The sequence below is a fragment of the Mycobacterium lentiflavum genome (assembly GCF_022374895.2).
In the GTDB taxonomy this organism is placed as follows: Bacteria; Actinomycetota; Actinomycetes; order Mycobacteriales; family Mycobacteriaceae; genus Mycobacterium; species Mycobacterium lentiflavum.
Genome location: NZ_CP092423.2, coordinates 542,862 through 561,667, shown reverse-complemented (window position 1 = coordinate 561,667; position 18,806 = coordinate 542,862). Strand labels below are relative to the sequence as shown.

Genomic DNA, 18,806 nt, shown 5'->3' with positions numbered 1-18,806 from the left:
CACCGAAGTGGTACTGAAAACCCCTTGACAAAGAGCTGCGCGTCAGACCACGGTCAGCGGCAGCGAACGCCTCGACTCGAACTGGAACGTCGCTCCGCCACTGACCCTGACCACCGAAACCTCTGGCAGTTCCGCAGCATCAGTGTCGGTTTCGATGAACTCGGCCGTCCAGTCATTGGCGGTTCCGCTAACTCGCACTTCGAGGCGCGGATCGATCGCCGTGGCGATCGCCTGCAGTGGTTGTCCGGATTCCGGCGAACACAACGAGATCCAGGCACCGTCCTCGTGGGCCGGAGACTGGTAGACGTGCAGCCGGTTCGATTCCAGTTCTGCGGCAACGTAGCCCACCGGGTTCAGCAGCGGGTGCAACTCCAGGACCTGTCGCACGCCCTCGATGCCACCCGGCAATTTCAGCGCGCGGTGAATGCGTTCGGCGGCAAGGCCCGCGATACCGATCAGGCCGCGAGTGCACACCCCGGTGGCCTCGCCCTCGTCGGCGGCGCGAGCGGCCACCGCGATCGCGAAGGACAGATAGAGCAGATGCATCTGCAAGCAGACCTCGTCGGCCATCCGGACCAACGCCGAATGCGAGAAGGCGGCGAAATCGAAATCGGAGAGCAGCGGACCCGAGTAATCCGCCTGTCCCTCGTCCGAGGTGTCGATGGGATCGAGTTTCCATGTCGCGGCCTGCGTTTGGCGAACAATGTCCAGGGCAGGAATGCCTTGCACCTCTGGATAGGACTCGTCGATGACGACGGTCCACGCGCAGTGGGGGTGCCGGCCCGCCGGCGTCCGCGGCGGGCGGTGGATGGGGCGCACCTGAGCCCGGGCGTTGGTCGCCACGGCGGTCGCGTCGAAAGTCGGATCCTCGATGGTGTGGCACATGCCGAACACGTACTGCTCGCCCATCGGTTCCACGTCGAGCAGCGCGCCGCAGTGGTCGAGGTGGAATTCACCGTGCCACCGGTCGTGCACGGTGTAGCGGAAATCCATGAATTGCGGTGGGGCACCGATGTCGAGCTGCAGGCCCTTGAAGATGGTGGGCACGTCATTGCCCACGTAGTTCAGCGCCTCCTGCATGCGCCGGGTATAGATCGGGCTGGCGCCCGCCCACTCCTCGATCGCGATCTGGACCATCTCCTCGCGGCCGAACGAGGAAATGCACCACGCCATTCCGGACCGGTCGATCAGCTGCCCGATCAGTAACAGTTCGGGAAGCAGCACGACCAGCTCGTCACGGGACAATTGCGCGTATCGCGAGGGGCTGCTCACGCCACAAAAATAGACGCGGCTATGTTATAAAGTCAACAATGTCCATTGCCGCAGGCCAGACGTCCGGGCGCCCGGTCAGCCCGACCCGGCGCACCACTGCACCGCGCAAACGTGGCGACGACACCCGGGCGAAGATCATCGACGAGACGGTGCGCTGCATCCAAGAGGAAGGCTTTGCCGCCGCTACCGCCAAGCATGTGGCCGAACGCGCCGGCGTCACCTGGGGCGTGATCCAATACCACTTCGGCGACCGCAACGGCCTGCTGATGGCCGTCGTCGACGACGGGGTGGACCGGCTGATCGAGAGCCTGTCGTCAGCCGACGTCAGCGAGCTGCCACCACAACAACGCATCGAGGTCGTCATCGACACCGCGTGGAGCTGCTATAGCAGCCCGACGTCGATGGCCGCGTTCGAGATCCTGTGGGCCACCCGCGGTGGCCTCGGCGATTCCTCGCGACGCCACCTGCTCGAGATGAACTCCGCGATCGCCCAGTTGGGCCGGCTGATCACCACCGATCCGGCGAATGCCGGTGTGGCCGAAGTTATTTGGGCCACGCTGCGGGGCGTGGTACTGGCCCAGATGGTCACCGGAACGACTATCGATTGGAGCCTGGAACGACGGGCCCTGATCGACATGGTTACCCGTGTGCTGCAATGACGGGATGACCCTCGACGATCTGGCCGATATCGAAGCCATCAAGCAAGTCAAATACCGGTATCTGCGCGCGCTGGACACCAAGCATTGGGACGACTTCAACGACACCCTGGCCGAGGACATCAAGGCCGACTACGGGCCGTCGATCGGCAACGAGTTGCACTTCACCAACCGCGCCGACTTGGTCGAGTACATGCGGACGTCGCTGCCCGCGAACGTCATCACCGAACACCGGGTGACCCATCCGGACATCGTCGTCGACGGCGACACCGCAACGGGCAGTTGGTATCTACAGGACCGCGTGATCGTCGCCGACCTCAACTTCATGCTGATCGGTGCCGCCTTCTACCGCGACACCTACCGGCGCACCGACGCCGGCTGGAAGATCTGCGGCACCGGCTACGACCGGACCTACGACGCCACGATGTCGTTGGAGGGCATGAACTTCACGCTCAAGCCCGGGCGCGCCATCGCCAGCGTCGACTAAGCGCTACTTGGTGATCGCGATGACTGCGCCGGGGCGCAGCCATTTCATGATCGACACCAGCTGAGCATCGTCGACCGCAACGCAGCCCTCGGTGGGTTGGCCGTCGGTGGTGTGGAAGAAGAACGCGGCGCCGCCACCCGGGGTCTTGTTTTTGTTGACGCCCATCACGACCGCGTGCTTGTACTGCGGGATCTGCAGGTTCTCGCTCTCGGCGGTGTTGAACGGGCACTGCGCCTTCTGGCACATTTGCATCGAGTTGAACGTGGGGCTGTGGTCGTCGCCGCTCCACCAGTAGTTGGGCCCGGACACCTGGGTGTAAGGCAGCCCGGTACCGGGGTTCGGGGCGGTGCCGAACGCGGCGTCGAGGCTGTACACGCCCGTCGGGGTGGCCGGCACCCCACTCTTGGCCTGCGGTGCCATCCCCGCCGAACCGACGTGCGTCGGAACACCGGTGCGTAGCGCCTGCCAGCCGGCAGCGGTGCGCTGGTAGATGTCGATGGTCGCGTTGGAGCCGCCAGTGCTGACGACCGAAACCACCTGTGTGGCATTACCAACCTGATTCGCGAACCAGGGCGTGCCGGCCAATGGGTTGCCGGTTGGGGCGGCAGTTGACATCGGGGCGAGTAGCAGCGATGCCCACGCGCAACACGCCACAGCACACAACGAAGCTAGCAATCGGCGCATGCATTCCATCGTCCAGCCACGCAACCTCAGGGGTCAAGTCAAGCTTTAGCCCCGGTTGGGTCACGACGCCGTGACCAACGAAAGGCTCACGGCGGCAGCGGCTTAGGACGGAACACTGCCAGACACACCAGGACGTATAGGAATCCCAGTGCCCAGCCGGCGATTACGTCGGACGGGTAATGCACGTTCAAGGCAACCCGCGAAAAGCCAACCAGCACAAGAATGATCGCGGTCACCGTGATCGCGACGCGACCCAGCGTCGCACTGAGCATCGGCATAACGAAGGCCAGCAGGGCGAGCAGGGACGCCGTGGTCTCGAGCGCGTGCCCCGAGGGAAACGACGTCTGGGCGATGGGCACCAACATGGTCGACGGCCGCGGACGATCCGCCAGGCCCTTGGCCGCCTGCGTCACCAACCCGTTCAGCAGGCCGCAGGCCACCAGCATCAGCGCCGCGCGCAGGTTTCGCCGCACCAACGCGGCCGCCGCCGCGACCGTGTCCAGCACCCGCAGTGGGACCGGCCCCAGCACATTCGTCACCACTCCCCAGAAGCGCAGCCACACCGGATGCTTGACCGCGGCGTCGTGCGACGCGTTCAACAGCGACCAATCGATCAGATGCAGCCAGCCCCAGTTCTGTAGGTAACCCACCCACATCAGCGCGTAGACCGCGACGGCCACCAGGGCGGCATAACGGGCCATCCAGGCCCGGGGGCGGGTCACCCCTAAGCGATACCAGGATCACCATGCGGATTGGTGGACCCCGCACGGTTGCGCGTCATACTGGCGTCATGGCGGTCGTTGTCCGCAGGTTGCTCGGTATCGGCAAGCTACCCGAGGACCTGCATGCTCAGGTCGAAGCGGAAGGCCTGCTGTACCTCGCCGACTACGTCCCGGTGACCAGGCGGTTCAGCGGCATCATCCCCGGTGTGCGATTGCCGCACAGCGTCGCCTACTACACGGGCTCGCTGGTGCTCACGCGGCAACGGGTTCTCGCGACGCTGTCGATGCTGCCGAAGCTGGCCGGCGCGACCGTCGACGTGCCCTGGGATGCCCCGCAGACCGGCACTGCCAGGGCCGAGATCTCGTCGGACGGTTTGGCGGTATACGTCGACGTCGCGCGCGTCGACGACAAGTACAGCGGCGAACTGTCGCTGCTCTACAAAACCGCGATCCCGGCGGACGTGCTCAGCGGGCTGCCGGTGTGCTCGTTGACGTTCGACATGGCGCCGGACTGCATCGTCCGCGCGGTCGGAGTTACCTACAGCCCGTGATCTGCGGTGTGGCCGGCGGTCTCACAGTCTGAACATCTCGCGGGACATCGCAGCGTCCTCGACGAAGCTTTCGCGCCGGTGGTAGTGCGGTTCGGAAGGCCTGTCCCTACGTCGCGGTGAAATAGCCACGGCGCGAGCAGCAATCACGGTCTCAAGGAACCTCTCAAGGAACCATCCTGCGATTTGTCGACCGATTGAGCAGCGCGCCGAACTGATTCGCCGTGGGGCAGGAATATGCCCGGGGATGCTCCATTCGTTGGCGGTGGCCCGTCGGGTCCCCGCCGCGATGTCAGCCACCGGTTGATCCCGAGAATGCGACCGGCTGTCCGGCCAGGCGTTGCTGGGCGTACTCGCGCCCCTTGTCGGGGTCACGCAACACCGCCCCCGCGATGTCCGCAAGACGCACCACACGTCCACCGGCGCCCCAGTGGCCATCGGGGATCTCGTTGCCAATGACCCAAATTCGCAGCGGGTCCTGGTCATAGCGCCCGTCTTCGGCCGCCAGGATTGCGTTGGTGATGGCGGCGAAGGCGCTTGCGGTGCGCGCATCGTCGAGCTGGCCTTGGGGCACTGAGGCGATCACCTTGTAGTGCGGGGCCGCGGGCGTTTCACCGGCGTGCAGCATCGCTGCGGGCCGATGCAGCCACACCTTGGCGAGCGACCGCGCAACCGGATCGGACGGGTCGGCGCCCTCATGCTCGATCAGGATCTCGGCGAGCTGGCGCAGCAAGTCTTTTTCGGCATCTGCGGGCAGGGCCTGGTTGGGAATGTAGACGTCCAGCATGGGCATAACGGTCTGCCTTCCGATCGGGGCGGCGGGCCTTAACCGCCCTGAGTTGTGTAATACAACGCAGAGTAGGCGGAGCTGGGTTGCAATGTCAAACTCTGATAGGCTCGGGATATGTCTGACCTGCGTGAGCACTATGTCGCCGACAATTGCTCGATCAAGCGGGCGCTCGACGTCGTCGGCGAAAAATGGACCTTGCTGGTGATGCGAGAGGCGTTTTACGGTGCGCGCCGATTCGAGCACTTCCAGGCCCGAATCGGATGCGCGCGCAACATCCTCAGCGAACGCCTGCTGACCCTGACCGAGGCCGGGATATTGCGGCGAGTCCCTTATCGCGAGCCCGGACAACGCGAGCGACACGAATACCGGCTCACCGATAAGGGATTGGACCTCATCACCGCCGTCATCGCCCTCATGCAATGGGGAGACCGTTGGGAAGCCGATGAGGACGGACCGCCGGTCAGAATCTTGCACGACGATTGCGGTCATCAAGTCGAAGCAATCCTGCGCTGCCCCCACGACGACACCGTGCTGACTGCCCGAGACCTCCGACCGGTACCCGGACCCGGTGCCCACCCGGCACCTGGCACGTAAAGAACTGGGAGAGGCGCCGTCTCGCTGCTTCGCTAGGTGATCGACCAGAATTCGAGCAGGGTGCGTAACGTGGCAACCAGCGGGAGCGGTTGGTCGAGCATCGGATGGTGACCGGCTTCGGCCAACTCCACAAAAGGGCCCCTGAGCTGGAAGATGGAGCGCAGCCGCTCGCCCATGGCGACCGACACCAACCCGGCCTCGCAGCTCAGATACCCAATGCGGCAACGCATTTGGGCAATCATGGTCTCCAGCGACTCTTCGTCGTCGGCTTGTGGCTCCAGAAATTCACCGTCGAAAATGGTCGGATCGAATTTCCACACCCACCCTTTGCCTGCTTTGCGGACCGATTCGGCGGCGATGTGCTTGGCGATGTAGGGCAGCACCAACTCCTGCCGAGGGACCGCGGCGAAGTGGGACAGGATTTCATCTCGTGACCCGTACTCGGTGCGCTTGCGATTGCGCAGCCGTGCCGCTTCGGGCGCACGGTCCCGCAACGGCGAGTCGATCACTACGACGCTGTTGATCTCGTCGCCGCAATCCATCGCCGCGATCGCTGCCACCCAACCGCCCATGCTGTGGCCGACGATCGTGGGCCGACCCGAGGCACCGGCGGCCGGCAGGATCGCCATCACTTCGGTTGCCCAGGTTTCCAGGTCGTAGCTCGCGCGGGTGTCGCTGTCGCCGTGTCCGGACAGATCCGGCGCGATCACCCGATGGGTGTGGGAAAAGAACGGCGCGATGTGGTCCCACCAGCCGGAGTGCGCGGCACCACCGTGGACGAACACCACGGGCGGTTGTTCCGGGTTACCCCAGGCGCGCAAGTGTATTCGGCAGCCGTCGACATCGACGTCACAGTGGTCCGGCTTTTGACCGAGTGCGGCGGTGAACCAGGACGGTTCCGCCGGCGTCAGGTGAGAACGGGAAAACAAGTCCGGATCCTTCGCGTTCGCGATGAAAGTCAGCTCAGTCGAGGTCTCACATTAGCGGCGGCGACGCGAATGACGGCTTGGCAGCTACTGGCAAGCGATTACCCGAGCGCGCCCGGGTTAACGATTCTCGGTGATCGTCATCAGCGGCCAGGGCGGCTGTCGCAGCACCGCCAGGCTGCCGATGACCGCCGCGAGCAAACCGGTTAGCACGCCGATCAGCGCGATGCGGTTGGCGTCGACGGCGGGCACCCACGTCGCCTTGCCCTCGCGGATCACGAAGATACCGCGCGGCTTTTCGACCGGGATCACGGTGACACCGTCGGTGGTCTCGAAGGGCTCGCCGTAGACACGCCCCGGCTGACGGTCGGTGGGCAGCTGATCGAGCACTTCGGAATACTTCACTGCACGCTCCCTTGGTGGTGTTGTGCGACTGCGCGATACATTGACGCTAATGCCATTCTCCCCCGGCGAATACTCCGATGGCGCTGTGAGCGAACACGCGTTCAGCTCGCAAGATCGTCGCGTCGTGTACCGGGTGATCGCCGAACGACGGGACATGCGCCGGTTCGTGCCCGGCAGCGTGGTGCCCGAGGAAGTGCTGGCCCGCTTGTTGCAGGCCGCGCACGCCGCGCCCAGCGTCGGGTTGATGCAGCCGTGGCGCTTCATCCGGATCACCGATGACGCGGTGCGGCGCAGCATCCACGCCCTGGTCGACGAGGAACGCCCGCGCACCGCAGCGGCGCTGGGACCGCGCGGCGCGGAGTTCCTGCGGCTCAAGGTCGAAGGCATTCTCGAATGCGCCGAACTGTTGGTGGTGGCGCTGGCCGACAAACGCGACGTCCACATCTTCGGCCGGCGCACGCTCCCGCAGATGGATCTCGCGTCGGTGTCCTGCGCGATTCAGAACCTGTGGCTGGCGGCCCGGGCCGAAGGTCTCGGGGTCGGCTGGGTCTCGCTGTTCGATCCGCAACCCCTGGCCGAGCTGCTGGGCATGCCCGCCGACGCCGAGCCGGTGGCCATCCTGTGCGTCGGCCCGGTGCCCGACTTCCCCGACCGGCCGGCGCTGGAGCTCGACGGCTGGACGCATGCGCGACCGCTCTCGGAATTCGTCTCCGAAAACCGATGGACTCAGCCGCCGGACACTCGGCCCGCCCAGCACGGTGCCGTCCACTCGGTGTGACTCGTGAACGCAGCAATCGGCGACTTTGGCATACTCACGCGCCGAACGTGTTCTCAACGATAAAAAGGCGGCGAAAACCCGCCCTCAGAGCACGTTCGGCGGACGGGGACGCGGCGACGCATTCAGATTCTTCGCAGGCGGCTGCGGTATCGTCGCCGGTCGGCAAGGCATCGTAGGGAGGTGGCAGTGACCGGCGACAACGTACTGATCGTGCACTGGCACGACCTGGGGCGCTATCTGGGCGCCTATGGCCACTCGGACGTCATTAGCCCGCGCTTGGATCAGCTCGCCACCGAAGCCATCCTGTTCACCCGTGCTCATGCCACCGCTCCGCTGTGCACACCGTCACGCGGCTCGTTGTTCACCGGTCGCTATCCGCAAAGCAACGGGCTCATCGGCCTGGCCCACCACGGCTGGGAATACCGCGCCGGTGTCCAGACCCTTCCCCAGATCCTGTCTGAATCAGGCTGGCATTCAGCGCTTTTCGGTATGCAACACGAGACATCCTACCCGAAGCGGCTGGGCTTCGACGAGGTCGACGTGTCGAACTCGTATTGCGACTACGTGGTGGACCGAGTCCAGGATTGGCTGCGCACCGACGCCGCGGCACGGGGTGGACAACCGTTCCTGTTGACGGCGGGATTCTTCGAGACCCACCGGCCCTACCCCCGGGACCGCTACGAACCGGCCGACAGCGCTGCCGTCGATCCGCCCGACTACCTGCCCGACACACCCGAGGTGCGCGGCGACCTTGCCGACTTCTACGGCGCCATCAGCACCGCCGACGCCGCGGTCGGCCGGATACTGGACACGCTGGCCGAAACGGGTCTGGACGCCAGCACCTGGGTGGTGTTCTTCACCGATCACGGCCCGGCCTTCCCCCGCGCGAAATCCACGCTGTACGACGCCGGAACCGGCATCGCGCTGCTCATCCGCCCGCCCACTTCGGCGAAACGGGCCCCGACACCCCAGGTCTACGAAGAGCTGTTCAGCGGGGTCGACCTGGTTCCGACGTTGCTGGAGCTGCTGGGCCTCGACGTGCCCGCCGAGGTCGAGGGCGTCTCGCACGCCCACGCCCTGCTCGCGCCGGATACGCCGGCCGATCCGGTGCGTGAGCAGGTGTACACGATGAAGACTTACCACGACTCGTTCGATCCGATTAGGGCAATCCGGACAAAGGAATACAGCTACATCGAGAACTACGCGGCGCGCCCGCTGTTGGACCTACCGTGGGATATCGAAGAGAGCCCATCCGGGATGGTGGTCGCGCCGTTCGTCAAGTCGCCCCGCCCGGAACGTGAACTCTACGATCTGCAGACCGATCCCACCGAGACCACCAATCTGCTGGCCGATGGCGATCCGGGAATGGATGCGATCGCCGCTGATTTGGCTGTCCGCCTTAATGATTGGCGTCAACGTACCGGCGACGTGATCCCTTCGGACTTCGCCGGTACCCGCATCGCGATGCGCTATACCGAAACCTATCTACAGATCCATCACACGACACCGACCAGCCGGTCGGCGATCGCCGCCGACCGAGGCGTCGAAGAGTAGGCAGCCGCTATCCCGCGGCCGCACCGCCGACCTCGGCGACGATGAATACCCGCCGGAACGGGAAAATCGTCGTACCGTCGGCCCGCGACGGGTAGGCGTCGTCGAGCAGCGGGATGAGCTCCTCGCGGAACTGATCCCAGCCGGCGTCGTCGAGGCGCTCACGCACCGGAATCAGCGCGGTACCGGTAATCCATTCCAACACTGGGTGTTCCCCGGTCAGCTGGTGCAGGTACGTCGTCTCCCAGGCATCGACCCGGCAGCCGGCATCCATCAGTAGATTGGCGTAATGCGCCGGCGGCTGGACCACCGCGCCGACCCGGAACGGTATGTCTTTCAGCGTCTTTGCGTAGTGTTCACGGCGCGCCACCGCCCGTACCGCGGCATGCGACGGGGTTTCGAAGTTGCCCGGAATCTGCACCGCGATCCACGACCGGTCCGGGAGTTGGCCGGCCCACCGGGCCAGCAGGTCGGCATGTTCGGGAACCCAATGCAGCGCGGCATTGCTGACCACCACGTCGGTGTCGGGTTTCGGCTTCCAGTCCCGCAAGTCCGCGACCGAGGCATCGATCCCGCGCTCCCGGGCGGCGGCCACCATCTCCGGCGAGGTGTCCAGCGCCTCGACGGCCGCGCCGGGCCAGCGCTTCTCGAGGTATTTCGTCAAGTTGCCGGGTCCGCAGCCCAGGTCGACCACCCGGCGCGCCCGCTCCACCCCCACTCTCGAGAGCAAGTCGTAAAACGGACGGCTGCGATGGTCTGCGAAGGCCAGGTAGACGTCTGGATCCCACATGTCGGTCCTCCTGATCAGCGCTGGTCGGCGATATAGACAAACCGTATTACCGCATCGTGCCCCCGTGGTGCCCGAGTGGCCCCGGAATCGGGTCAAATGCCCGGGATCGGCCGCTGGGCCGGGATAGCATCGGCATTCGTGGGGTCCGACACAGATCCGATCGATCCGCCCATTCCGGTTCCCGACGTTCCCGGCGCCGATGTGCCGCCCGGCGCCGACGGATTGCCACCGCTGTCGGCGTTGTCGCCGCATGAACGCAGGGTGGTTGTGGCCTGCGCCGCCGGTGATATCGCCTTGCGCACCTGGGTGTCGTCGCTGCTGGCCGCGACGGCCGCGCCGGTGGTGGTGGCCACCACGTTGCGCCACACCGAATCCGGCAGCGAACGCGCCAACCTGAACTTCTACGCCGAGCTGGCCGCCGAGCACGATCCGGCGAAGTCTTTCCCCGCTCCCACCGAACCGCCACGGGTATCGTCGCGGCCTGCCGGCCCGCTCGCGAGATGGATCGCGCGCGGCACCGTCGACAACATCTCGTTCCTCAGCAGCTTCACCGCGATCAACCCCGCGATGCGCGAGCGGTGGAATGCGTGGGGGTCCAACAACATCGTGCGCGCTCAGCATTGGCGCCACGACGACGGGCCTCGTCCCACGCTGTGCGTAATCCACGGCTTCATGGGATCGTCGTATCTGGCAAACGGCCGTTTCTTCTCGATGCCGTGGTATTACCGGTCCGGCTACGATGTCTTGCTGTTTACCTTGCCGTTCCACGGTCAGCGCGCCGAAAAGTGCTCGCCGTTCAGCGGTTTCGGCTACTTCGCCGGCGGGCTCAGCGGCTTCGCCGAATCGATGGCCCAGGCCGTACACGACTTCCGGTCGGTGATCGACCATTTGCGGCACACCGGCGTCGAACGCATTGCGCTGACCGGCCTTTCGCTGGGCGGCTACACCTCCGCGTTGGTGGCCTCCGTCGACGACCGGCTGGAGGCCGTCATCCCCAACTGCCCGGTCGTCACGCCGGCGACGATGTTCGACCAGTGGTTTCCGGCCAACAAGCTGGTCGGCCTGGGGCTAGCGCTGTCCAGCATCAACCGCGACGACCTAAACGCCGGTCTCGCCTACCACTGCCCGCTGAACTACCGGCCACAACTTCCCAAGGATCGGCGGATGATCATCACCGGCCTCGCCGACCGGATGGCTCCCCCGGGGCAGGCCGTGCTGCTGTGGGAGCACTGGGATCGCTGTGCGCTGCACTGGTTTCCGGGCAGCCACGTGCTGCACACCAGCCAGCTGGACTACCTGCGCCGGATGACCGGCTTCCTGAACGGCTTCATGCTGGACTAGCCGCCGCGGTGACCGCGCGGTGCGCTCCGGTCACCGGCGTCGGCCAATCCAAGGTCGCCAGCAGGCCGCCGGGCTCCGCGGTGTGGCCGTCAAGCCGCTGCGTGGACAACAGATCCAGCGCCGCCAAGGCCGGCGCCTGGTTGCCGCGCTGCGGGATCAGTCCATCCACCGGTGCCGCGCCGTCCGGCAGCGCATCGGTGAGGAAAGCACAGGCGGCCGCGACCGTCTCCAGATCACCCGAACGTGCGATCTCGAGCGCAGTGCACGTCTCGCGGGCCGGATGCGACCGGATGGCCTCCAGCGTCGCAGGCAGTCCCGCATCGACGACAATCTGGTATGCGGCAACGAAATCCGAAGTGCCGCGCTGCACCGCACCCCAGCTCTCGCGGGCGTTGGCCGTCAGCCACCGCGGCACGTCGTCCGGCGCGACGGTGTTGGCTTCCCAACCGATCTCACGGAGATGGTCGGCCAGCCGCCGCGCGACAACCTCGCCGGTCTCATACAGCGGGATGCGCGAAGAACGCGCCTGCAGGGCCGGCAAGTTGTCGGCCGCTGACACGGTGATACCGACCCACGTCTCGCGTCGCGACGCGTCGGATGCGTTGTCACGGCTGGTGATACGGACCTTGTCGGCGCGGATGCCATAGCGGTCCAGGTACCGGGCGATCAGCTCCAGCGGGAGCACCGCGTCGTCGGCGCTGGACGGCCCGATCCGCACCAACGCGGTTGTCTTTGCCGCAACGGCGGATTGAGCGTCGGCCTCGTCGGTGCGGTTGCGCCGCCTCATGATGGCCAAGCGGCGCCCCAGGATCGTAGTGAAATGCAGTCCACGCCACCAGCCGAACAACACGATCACCGCCACGACGGCAATGCCGAGCAGCCAGTAGTCGCGGGTCGAGTGCCAGGGGTAGGCCAGCACCGCTGGCACTACCGCCAACGCCGCCAAGGTGATTCGGGCGCTCCCCGGGATCGGGATCGAGCTCACGAGGTGGTCTCCTTCCGTCGGCGCGCGCCGCCGATAGCGGCCGCGGCGGCAACCGCCGCGACAATCAACGCCAGCGCGGCGGTCCCGGCGAACGCGACGGTCCGCGGGGTGTTGTCTTTCGGCGCCGGTGCCGGGGGCACGGCGACCGGCTTCGCCGGCGTTGCGGCCGGCCCGGAATTCGCGGGCAGTTCCCAGGTGAGCGCCGCCAGTGGGTCCACGCTGCCGGCGCCGACGACATTCGACGGCGCCCGGGCGCCGTTATGTGCTGTCGCGGTGATCCGGCGCACCACTTCGGTGGCCGACAGGGTGGGGTATTTGCCGCGGACCAGCGCCGCGACGCCCGACACGTAGCCGGCCGCGTAGCTGGTGCCGCCGAGCGCGCCCAATTGCTGATGGTCGTCGGGCAGGCCGTTGGCGAGGCCGCCACCGTCGCGGTTGCTCACCGACACGATCTTTTCGCCCGGGGCCGCGATACCCACCCACGGTCCGGACATGGTGATTTTCGACGGTTGCCCATCCGCGGCCAGGGAAGCCACCGACAGCACGTAGGGCTGCCAGTACGACGGGATCGACACCGACGTGACGCCAGCCCAGTTCCGCACATCGTCGGGGCGGGCGAGATCGGTGAGCGGGTTTGACTCGCAGGACATTCCGCCCCCGACCGAGCCGGTGGACCCGGTGTTGCCCGCGGCCGCCACGATCACCGCGTCCTTGTCCACCGCCGCGAAGCGGATCGCCGCACCGAGCGCCGCCTGGTCGACGGGCCGGTCGGCGGCCATGCAGGTGACCTCCGAGATATCGATCACCCGCGCGCCCAGGTCGGCGGCGTGCACGATCGCCCGGGCCAGCGTCGCGACCTCGAGGGACACCCGCGCCACCATCGGGTCGCCGCCCGGGGAGCGCGGCGAGAACTTGCCCGACGCCGTCCGGATCGCCAGCACGCGAGCCGCGGGCGCGACACCCGAGAAGCCGTCCTCGGCGGACGGCTGGCCCGCGACAAGCCCGGCGACCAGGGTGCCGTGCCCGTCGCAGTCCGTCAGGCCGTCGGTCGTCTCCACGAAATCGCCGCCGGGATCGACATTCGGCAGTCGCGGTCCCGGCCGCACCCCGGTGTCGAGCACCGCGACCAGCTGGCCTTCGCCACGGGAAAACTGCCATGCCGCAGGCAGATTCAGCATCGCCTGGCTGGGCGTCACGGCCGTGGGATCGCTGCCACCGATGACGCCGGAGGCGGCGCAGGGTCCACGCTGCTCCATCGGCTGAACCGGTCCCGCAGCTCCGCTCGGCGGCTGCACGCCCGGGTCCACCACGGGCTGGCTGATCGCCGATGCCTGCGGACAGCCCCACGGCACGATGGCCTGCGAGAAGACCAACGCCGCTGTGAGGCAAGCCAATCCGGCACGAATCATCGATTGAGCACCCAGGCGAAGAGGCCGACCAGGTAGGCGATGACGGGAATCAGCGAAGCGTCCAGGCCGGTCGCGACGAAGCCCAGCAGGCGGCGCAGCGGCAGCGAATAGGTGTCCGGCGAGGCGATGCTCGGGTTCAGTGCCACCACTGCCCACGCCAACACCAGCGCGACGAGCACCGCCGCCGCACCGAGTGCGGCCGGGAAGCGTCCGGTCGAGGCGTAGAACACCAGCAGGACACCGGCGACCAGGAACGGCTGAGCCAGCAGCCACGCCTTGCACGCGGCCGAATCCCACACGCGGGCACGCAGGACGGAGGTCGCCGCGGTGGCGGCCAGCACGTACCAGCCCCATCCGCTCAACGACTCGGGCCGCAGCGCGATCGCCACCGATCCCAGCACACTGAGCAGCACCGCGCCGGCGATGAAACCACTTTGGTGAGCGTCCCCGATGCGCACCCGTCGCGGCAGGTCCTCGAGCACCCGAAGCGCGGGCGCCGACGGCGTCGGATCCCCGGGTGCCGGGATGACCGGCAGCGGGAAGCGAGCCCACAGCGCGGACAGCTGTGCCGCCTCGATGGTCACCAGCAGCGCCGCCACGATCAGCCCGGCACCGATGGTCAGTATCGGTAGCTGCCAAAGTAATTCGGCACCCGCGGCCAGCAAAACGCCGCCCCCGAGCACCGTGGTCGCGGTGAAGAAACCGGCAATGCGCTCACGCTCGGTGGTCGGCACCATCAGGACGATCAGCGACCACGCGATCACACCGGCAGCGGCCAGCACCAGCTGTGCCGCACCGAACTTCCCGGGTACCGCCAACGCGAGGGCGGCGCCGATGGGTACCAGCGCCGCCATCGACAGCGCCATCCCGGTGCGTTCCGAGCGCAGCGTGACGAACAAACCGGCGATCGCGCTCACTGCCGCGATCACGCTGACCGCGACCAGCCCGGCCAGTCCGCCGGTGGCGACCCGGTACGTCACTCCCACGTCCGTCGCCAGGAAGGCGACCAGGATCGCCGCCAGCAGCGCCCCGCGCTGAATCTGCGCGATGCCCCACGGCTTGAGCCGCGACGTCGAGAAGATCATCGCCGCGTCGGCGATGTCCTCGACAATGCCCGGCGCAGCCGGACCGGACGGAACCGGCTGCAGCGCAAGCAGATCCCCGTCGACCACACCGACGGTATCCAGGCTTGCGTCCAGACTGAACGGTGCTCCGCCGATCGGTGCCAGGCTCAGCTGGGAAACCGCGCCGGGGCGCGCACCGTCGGGGTCACCGCCGTCGCCGTTCTCTGCCGTCGGGACCACCAATCGCTGCACCGCGGGCAGGACTTCACGCAGCGGCAGCTCGGTGGGCAGGGCAACTTCTGTCAGCCTGCTGTGCGCGAGGATGGCCACGCGAACGATTGGCATGACGGCGCCGGAGGTCAACGGATCCTCGAATCAGCCTGGTACATCGTGTTCTCTCTCTATCTTGTTGTGTGTTAGGCGTATTGGGTGGATAGATCTCGCGACAGCCGCTGGTTGGGGAACCAGTGTCCGTCGGGCAGGCAGGCGGTCAAGCGCTCGATCGCGACGGCAATCGCAAACGGGGTTCCCGGACTGAACGTCGAAACCCATTCGCCGTCGAACCCGCGGGACGGACTGACCAGGATCCGGCCCGCGGTGGTGTCGACAATGCTCATTCCGACTTCGGTGGTGGCATGCTGGCCGTCGCGATGGCAGCCGGCGACGATCTCCACGTAGGTACGCGGGCCGGTGAATACGGATTCCACCACCGCGCGGGCCGATTGCGAAATGCCCAGGTAGTCAAGGACTTCGGTTAGCGGCGCACCGGAGCGCAGCCGTTCGTCGGCGCGGGCTCCGACACGCGCCGGCATACTGAACTCCGTGAACTGCGCCGGCGGACGCTGGCCCAGCCCCACACCGAGGACCGGAACCAGTGCCCGCGCGTCGCCGATATCCATGGCGGTAAACGTGACCAGCTGCGCGCTGCGTAGCGCGACGACGGTGTTGCCGGTGGTGCCGGCGCGCCGCGCGACGACACCGCGCAGCAACTCCCCGGCACCGCTGGCCGCGCCGGAGCCGACGTAGCGCAAATCAAGCCATTGGTCGGGAAAGCACACCAACTTGATCCAGTCGGCGACCGCCCGGTTCACTCTTCGGGTTTCGGGCTCCATCAGACCCATCCGGGTCAACTCGTCCTGCTGATCTTTGAAGAACGCGTCGCGCTCCGCGGCATCGCGATAGGGCGTGGTGATCGCCAAAACCCATGGGAAGCTACCCGCTCCAATGGTTTCGGCGATGAACCATGCGTTTTCGACCGTCAGCTCGACGGCATTGGGCTCGATACTCATCGACCGAGGACTAACCGCCCCACTTGGCGGCTTCGGCCGTGTCGCGCGCGAACATGGCCAGGGTGTTGTTTTCGTGCGTGCTGGCCATCGCCTGGTAAGAGCGCACCAACGCCTCCATGGCCTGGTTCCACTGAGCCTGCCAGACCTGGTAGGTCATACCGGTGTCACCCTGCCAGGCGTTCTGCAGCGCGGCCTGCTCGGTGGCGATGTCGGCGCCGAGGCCCTGCATCGTGCCGGCGTAGCCCGACATGTCGGCGGCGTGGCTCAGCATCGCCGGGTAGTTGTACATGATCTGCGACATCTCAAGTCCTTTCGCGGTTACTGGTAGTCAACTCAGAACGAGGTGTAGCCGGACGCGGCGGCGGCGTCAGCGGCCACATAGGTGCCCGCGGCGTCACCGAGGTTGGCTTGGGCGATGTCCAGCAGGGTGTTGACCCGAGCCGCCATTTCCACGAACCGGGCGTGCGCGGCCTGGAACGCAGCCGAAGACTCACCCTGGTGGAATGCCTGGGCGGCCAACGCTTCCTGCTCGGCTCCGTTGATCGTGCTGCGCATCAGGGCCGCCTTGGCGCTGAACGCCGACTGCGAGGCCACCAACTGTGGAATGTGAGCATCCAGAAGACTCATGACGTTTCCTTTCTCTTCTGTCCCTTACGATTTCGGCTATTGGCTGAGTTACTGCTAACTTTCGGAGCCCCCTCCCCCCGCTTCATCGGGCCCATCCGGGTCCGCTCCGTTGCGGTCCCAGGTTCCCGGCACCATGGGCATCTGCGGGCCGCTGCCGTATTCATCGCCGGCCAGCTCGGTCAGTCCCGACGCCTGCAGATCCGCGTCTTTGCGCGCGGTTCCGGCAAACCCCAGCCGCCCGGCCCCGCTTCCCGAAGCCATTGCGGCCGTGACGAGTTCCTCTTCGTCGGCGCCACCCCAGTCGGGATCGACGTCCACGTTCATGTCCAGGAATTCGTCACCGTGATCGCGCATCGCTGCCCGCCTGCGCCGCCGTGCCGCGGCCGCGCGGCCCGGTACCGCCGCGGCGGCCGCCGGGATGGTCGCGGCCGGCGCCTTGATCCCGCCGCGGCCACCCAGGGTGGGGCCGAAGCCGGTCTCCGGATCGCCACCCATGGCCACCAAGTAGCCGAAAGTTCCGGCGACCGGCGCGGGCGCCGGCGCGGGCGCCGCGGTGGCGGGCGCAGCCGGTGCGGACGCGGGAGCCGAAGCGGGCGACGGCGCCGGCGCGGCCATGGCTGCCAGCGGCGGCATCGCCGGGCTCTGAGAAGCCAGCGCCGGCGGCACCGCCACGGCAGCCGGAACATCCGGCAGGTCCGCGGGGGTCTGTAAGTACAGGTACGCGCCGATGCCGATCACCAGCGGGATCAGGAATGGTGCGCTCAAAATCGCGCCCCACGTCGGCCAGCCGAGCAAGTTGGTGATCAGCTGGTAGGCGAGGAAGAACAGCAGCGGCCCATTGGCCACAAGAAAGCCCGGCAGATCCCGCATCAGATTCGAGATGAAGTCCTGCAAATTCTGGAAGAGATTCTGGAAGAACTGCTGCAGCTGGCGAAGCAGATCGTCAATCCAATTGCCCACGTTCGAACCGCTCTGCTGGGCCAGCGTCGAGAAGTTGTTGGTTTCGGCACCGGGACGCAGCACGTTCGGGGCGGGGTCCGGCTGTGGCGACGCCGCCAGCGCACCGTCGGAGACGACCTGGTAGGTGCTCATCGTGGAGGCGGCCTGGACCCACATCCGTGCGTAATCCGCCTCGTTGGCCGCGATCGGAATCGTATTGATCCCAAAGAAATTCGTCCCCACCAGGACACCGTGGATCATGTGGTTGGCAGCCAGCTCCGCCAGCGTCGGCATGGCCGTCAAGGCGCCGGTGTAGGCCGCCGCCGCGACTTCATGCTGGGCGGCCGCGCCCGCGCTGGCGGCGCTGGCCTGCATCAGCCACGCCAGATACGGCAGGTGCGCGGCCGCGTACTGCTCGGCGGTCGGCCCTTCCCACGCCCCCGCCTGTACTTCCGCCAGTAGCCCACTGAGTTCGGCTGCCGCGTCGGCATATTCGGTGCTGAGCGCGGTCCACGCACCGGCGGCCGCCAACAGCGGCCCCGGTCCCGGTCCAGCAGTCAGCAACGCCGAATGCACCTCCGGCGGAGAAGCCATCCAGATGGGCGCGGTCATGCTCAGGCGCCCGCCACTCCGTACGTCGCGGCCGCCGCGGCGTCACCCGCGAGATAACTCGCGCCGCCTTCGCCCACACCGATGCCGGCGCGGCCCAGCTCCTCGACGCCCTCGGCGGCCACCACCGAGTGCAGCTGGCCCTGGGCGCTGAATCCGGCCGCGGTCGTCAGCGACACCGGATCCGCCGCGGGCGGCACCACTGCGGTGATCGCCGGAGCGGCCGCCGCGTGTGCACTCGCCAACCGCGCCGTCAGCGCCTCCACCGCCGCACTCGTCGCCGCCAGGCCTTCAGGGACAACTCGCAACGTCATAATGACTCCTTTTGTTGCGCTTCACT

22 protein-coding genes are annotated in these 18,806 nt (G+C 66.9%); 7 read left to right on the top strand and 15 right to left on the bottom strand.

Annotated features, from left to right (window positions below):
- Positions 1-42 precede the first annotated feature (42 nt).
- Positions 43-1,272 (bottom strand): hypothetical protein, encoded by a 1,230-nt coding sequence (locus tag MJO58_RS02680; protein WP_239721938.1) that lies wholly within the window; start codon positions 1,270-1,272, stop codon positions 43-45.
- A gap of 38 nt (positions 1,273-1,310) precedes the next feature.
- Here MJO58_RS02680 and MJO58_RS02675 point away from each other — a divergent pair, with 38 nt between their 5' ends.
- Complete coding sequence (locus MJO58_RS02675) at positions 1,311-1,931, top strand: TetR/AcrR family transcriptional regulator (RefSeq protein ID WP_090599012.1); 621 nt, start codon at positions 1,311-1,313, stop codon at positions 1,929-1,931.
- 4 nt (positions 1,932-1,935) lie between these two features.
- On the top strand, positions 1,936-2,415 hold the full coding sequence (locus tag MJO58_RS02670) for a nuclear transport factor 2 family protein (protein WP_239721937.1): 480 nt from the start codon (positions 1,936-1,938) through the stop codon (positions 2,413-2,415).
- 3 nt (positions 2,416-2,418) lie between these two features.
- Here MJO58_RS02670 and MJO58_RS02665 read toward each other — a convergent pair whose 3' ends face one another.
- Together MJO58_RS02665 and MJO58_RS02660 are read right to left on the bottom strand one after the other, a co-directional pair.
- Complete coding sequence (locus MJO58_RS02665) at positions 2,419-3,099, bottom strand: L,D-transpeptidase family protein (protein WP_239721936.1); 681 nt, start codon at positions 3,097-3,099, stop codon at positions 2,419-2,421.
- Positions 3,100-3,185: 86 nt separating this feature from the next.
- The gene (locus MJO58_RS02660; protein ID WP_239721935.1) at positions 3,186-3,821 is read right to left on the bottom strand and encodes a phosphatase PAP2 family protein; all 636 of its coding nucleotides are present in this window, start codon (positions 3,819-3,821) and stop codon (positions 3,186-3,188) included.
- Positions 3,822-3,889: 68 nt separating this feature from the next.
- On the opposite strand from MJO58_RS02660, the gene MJO58_RS02655 reads away from it, so the two are divergent.
- Positions 3,890-4,372 (top strand): hypothetical protein, encoded by a 483-nt coding sequence (locus MJO58_RS02655; protein ID WP_239721934.1) that lies wholly within the window; start codon positions 3,890-3,892, stop codon positions 4,370-4,372.
- 289 nt (positions 4,373-4,661) lie between these two features.
- Here the strand turns inward: MJO58_RS02655 and MJO58_RS02650 are convergent, their stop codons facing one another.
- Positions 4,662-5,156, bottom strand: a complete 495-nt coding sequence (locus tag MJO58_RS02650) for a hypothetical protein (RefSeq protein WP_239721933.1) — start codon at positions 5,154-5,156, stop codon at positions 4,662-4,664.
- 117 nt (positions 5,157-5,273) lie between these two features.
- Here MJO58_RS02650 and MJO58_RS02645 point away from each other — a divergent pair, with 117 nt between their 5' ends.
- On the top strand, positions 5,274-5,753 hold the full coding sequence (locus tag MJO58_RS02645; protein ID WP_090598993.1) for a winged helix-turn-helix transcriptional regulator: 480 nt from the start codon (positions 5,274-5,276) through the stop codon (positions 5,751-5,753).
- A gap of 32 nt (positions 5,754-5,785) precedes the next feature.
- Here MJO58_RS02645 and MJO58_RS02640 read toward each other — a convergent pair whose 3' ends face one another.
- Both MJO58_RS02640 and MJO58_RS02635 read right to left on the bottom strand, forming a co-directional pair.
- Positions 5,786-6,682, bottom strand: coding sequence for an alpha/beta fold hydrolase (locus MJO58_RS02640; RefSeq protein WP_090598989.1), 897 nt, complete (start codon positions 6,680-6,682; stop codon positions 5,786-5,788).
- Positions 6,683-6,799: 117 nt separating this feature from the next.
- A complete protein-coding gene (locus tag MJO58_RS02635; RefSeq protein ID WP_239721932.1) occupies positions 6,800-7,084 on the bottom strand; it encodes a hypothetical protein in 285 nt (94 codons plus the stop codon).
- 49 nt (positions 7,085-7,133) lie between these two features.
- Here MJO58_RS02635 and bluB point away from each other — a divergent pair, with 49 nt between their 5' ends.
- Together bluB and MJO58_RS02625 are read left to right on the top strand one after the other, a co-directional pair.
- Positions 7,134-7,862 carry a 5,6-dimethylbenzimidazole synthase gene (gene bluB / locus MJO58_RS02630; protein ID WP_239721931.1) on the top strand — a complete coding sequence of 243 codons (729 nt, stop codon included), beginning with the start codon at positions 7,134-7,136 and terminating at the stop codon, positions 7,860-7,862.
- 180 nt (positions 7,863-8,042) lie between these two features.
- Positions 8,043-9,416, top strand: coding sequence for a sulfatase family protein (locus MJO58_RS02625; RefSeq protein WP_090598977.1), 1,374 nt, complete (start codon positions 8,043-8,045; stop codon positions 9,414-9,416).
- A gap of 7 nt (positions 9,417-9,423) precedes the next feature.
- Here MJO58_RS02625 and MJO58_RS02620 read toward each other — a convergent pair whose 3' ends face one another.
- Complete coding sequence (locus MJO58_RS02620; protein ID WP_090598973.1) at positions 9,424-10,203, bottom strand: trans-aconitate 2-methyltransferase; 780 nt, start codon at positions 10,201-10,203, stop codon at positions 9,424-9,426.
- A 138-nt stretch (positions 10,204-10,341) separates the two neighbouring features.
- Here MJO58_RS02620 and MJO58_RS02615 point away from each other — a divergent pair, with 138 nt between their 5' ends.
- Complete coding sequence (locus MJO58_RS02615; RefSeq protein ID WP_239721930.1) at positions 10,342-11,544, top strand: alpha/beta hydrolase family protein; 1,203 nt, start codon at positions 10,342-10,344, stop codon at positions 11,542-11,544.
- Here the strand turns inward: MJO58_RS02615 and eccE are convergent.
- From eccE to MJO58_RS02575, 8 genes are all read right to left on the bottom strand, one after another.
- A complete protein-coding gene (gene eccE, locus MJO58_RS02610) occupies positions 11,531-12,529 on the bottom strand; it encodes a type VII secretion protein EccE (RefSeq protein WP_239721929.1) in 999 nt (332 codons plus the stop codon). The two genes, MJO58_RS02615 and eccE, sit on opposite strands and share 14 nt — an antisense overlap.
- Positions 12,526-13,938: a type VII secretion-associated serine protease mycosin gene (mycP, locus tag MJO58_RS02605; protein WP_090598965.1), complete on the bottom strand. Its 1,413-nt coding sequence runs from the start codon at positions 13,936-13,938 to the stop codon at positions 12,526-12,528. The genes eccE and mycP overlap by 4 nt, the downstream gene beginning before the upstream one ends.
- On the bottom strand, positions 13,935-15,347 hold the full coding sequence (gene eccD, locus MJO58_RS02600; RefSeq protein ID WP_239721928.1) for a type VII secretion integral membrane protein EccD: 1,413 nt from the start codon (positions 15,345-15,347) through the stop codon (positions 13,935-13,937). The genes mycP and eccD overlap by 4 nt, the downstream gene beginning before the upstream one ends.
- 71 nt (positions 15,348-15,418) lie before the next feature.
- Positions 15,419-16,291 (bottom strand): ESX secretion-associated protein EspG, encoded by an 873-nt coding sequence (locus tag MJO58_RS02595; RefSeq protein WP_239721927.1) that lies wholly within the window; start codon positions 16,289-16,291, stop codon positions 15,419-15,421.
- A gap of 10 nt (positions 16,292-16,301) precedes the next feature.
- Entirely contained in the window at positions 16,302-16,592 is a 291-nt protein-coding gene (locus tag MJO58_RS02590) for a WXG100 family type VII secretion target (protein ID WP_025736523.1), read from the bottom strand.
- A gap of 32 nt (positions 16,593-16,624) precedes the next feature.
- Positions 16,625-16,918, bottom strand: a complete 294-nt coding sequence (locus tag MJO58_RS02585; RefSeq protein WP_090598955.1) for a WXG100 family type VII secretion target — start codon at positions 16,916-16,918, stop codon at positions 16,625-16,627.
- A gap of 54 nt (positions 16,919-16,972) precedes the next feature.
- Positions 16,973-18,469: a PPE family protein gene (locus MJO58_RS02580; protein WP_239721926.1), complete on the bottom strand. Its 1,497-nt coding sequence runs from the start codon at positions 18,467-18,469 to the stop codon at positions 16,973-16,975.
- A 2-nt stretch (positions 18,470-18,471) separates the two neighbouring features.
- Complete coding sequence (locus MJO58_RS02575; protein ID WP_090598946.1) at positions 18,472-18,780, bottom strand: PE family protein; 309 nt, start codon at positions 18,778-18,780, stop codon at positions 18,472-18,474.
- Positions 18,781-18,806: the final 26 nt, after the last annotated feature.

Bases quoted from the DNA above. Each gene is read 5' to 3' on its own strand.
- MJO58_RS02590 (WP_025736523.1), bottom strand. From the start codon at position 16,592: ATGTCGCAGATCATGTACAACTACCCGGCGATGCTGAGCCACGCCGCC.
- mycP (WP_090598965.1), bottom strand. From the start codon at position 13,938: ATGATTCGTGCCGGATTGGCTTGCCTCACAGCGGCGTTGGTCTTCTCG.
- MJO58_RS02585 (WP_090598955.1), bottom strand. From the start codon at position 16,918: ATGAGTCTTCTGGATGCTCACATTCCACAGTTGGTGGCCTCGCAGTCG.
- eccD (WP_239721928.1), bottom strand. From the start codon at position 15,347: ATGCCAATCGTTCGCGTGGCCATCCTCGCGCACAGCAGGCTGACAGAA.
- MJO58_RS02580 (WP_239721926.1), bottom strand. From the start codon at position 18,469: ATGACCGCGCCCATCTGGATGGCTTCTCCGCCGGAGGTGCATTCGGCG.
- MJO58_RS02670 (WP_239721937.1), top strand. From the start codon at position 1,936: ATGACCCTCGACGATCTGGCCGATATCGAAGCCATCAAGCAAGTCAAA.
- MJO58_RS02645 (WP_090598993.1), top strand. From the start codon at position 5,274: ATGTCTGACCTGCGTGAGCACTATGTCGCCGACAATTGCTCGATCAAG.
- MJO58_RS02665 (WP_239721936.1), bottom strand. From the start codon at position 3,099: ATGCGCCGATTGCTAGCTTCGTTGTGTGCTGTGGCGTGTTGCGCGTGG.
- bluB (WP_239721931.1), top strand. From the start codon at position 7,134: ATGCCATTCTCCCCCGGCGAATACTCCGATGGCGCTGTGAGCGAACAC.
- MJO58_RS02650 (WP_239721933.1), bottom strand. From the start codon at position 5,156: ATGCTGGACGTCTACATTCCCAACCAGGCCCTGCCCGCAGATGCCGAA.
- MJO58_RS02595 (WP_239721927.1), bottom strand. From the start codon at position 16,291: ATGAGTATCGAGCCCAATGCCGTCGAGCTGACGGTCGAAAACGCATGG.
- MJO58_RS02655 (WP_239721934.1), top strand. From the start codon at position 3,890: ATGGCGGTCGTTGTCCGCAGGTTGCTCGGTATCGGCAAGCTACCCGAG.
- MJO58_RS02620 (WP_090598973.1), bottom strand. From the start codon at position 10,203: ATGTGGGATCCAGACGTCTACCTGGCCTTCGCAGACCATCGCAGCCGT.
- MJO58_RS02575 (WP_090598946.1), bottom strand. From the start codon at position 18,780: ATGACGTTGCGAGTTGTCCCTGAAGGCCTGGCGGCGACGAGTGCGGCG.
- MJO58_RS02675 (WP_090599012.1), top strand. From the start codon at position 1,311: ATGTCCATTGCCGCAGGCCAGACGTCCGGGCGCCCGGTCAGCCCGACC.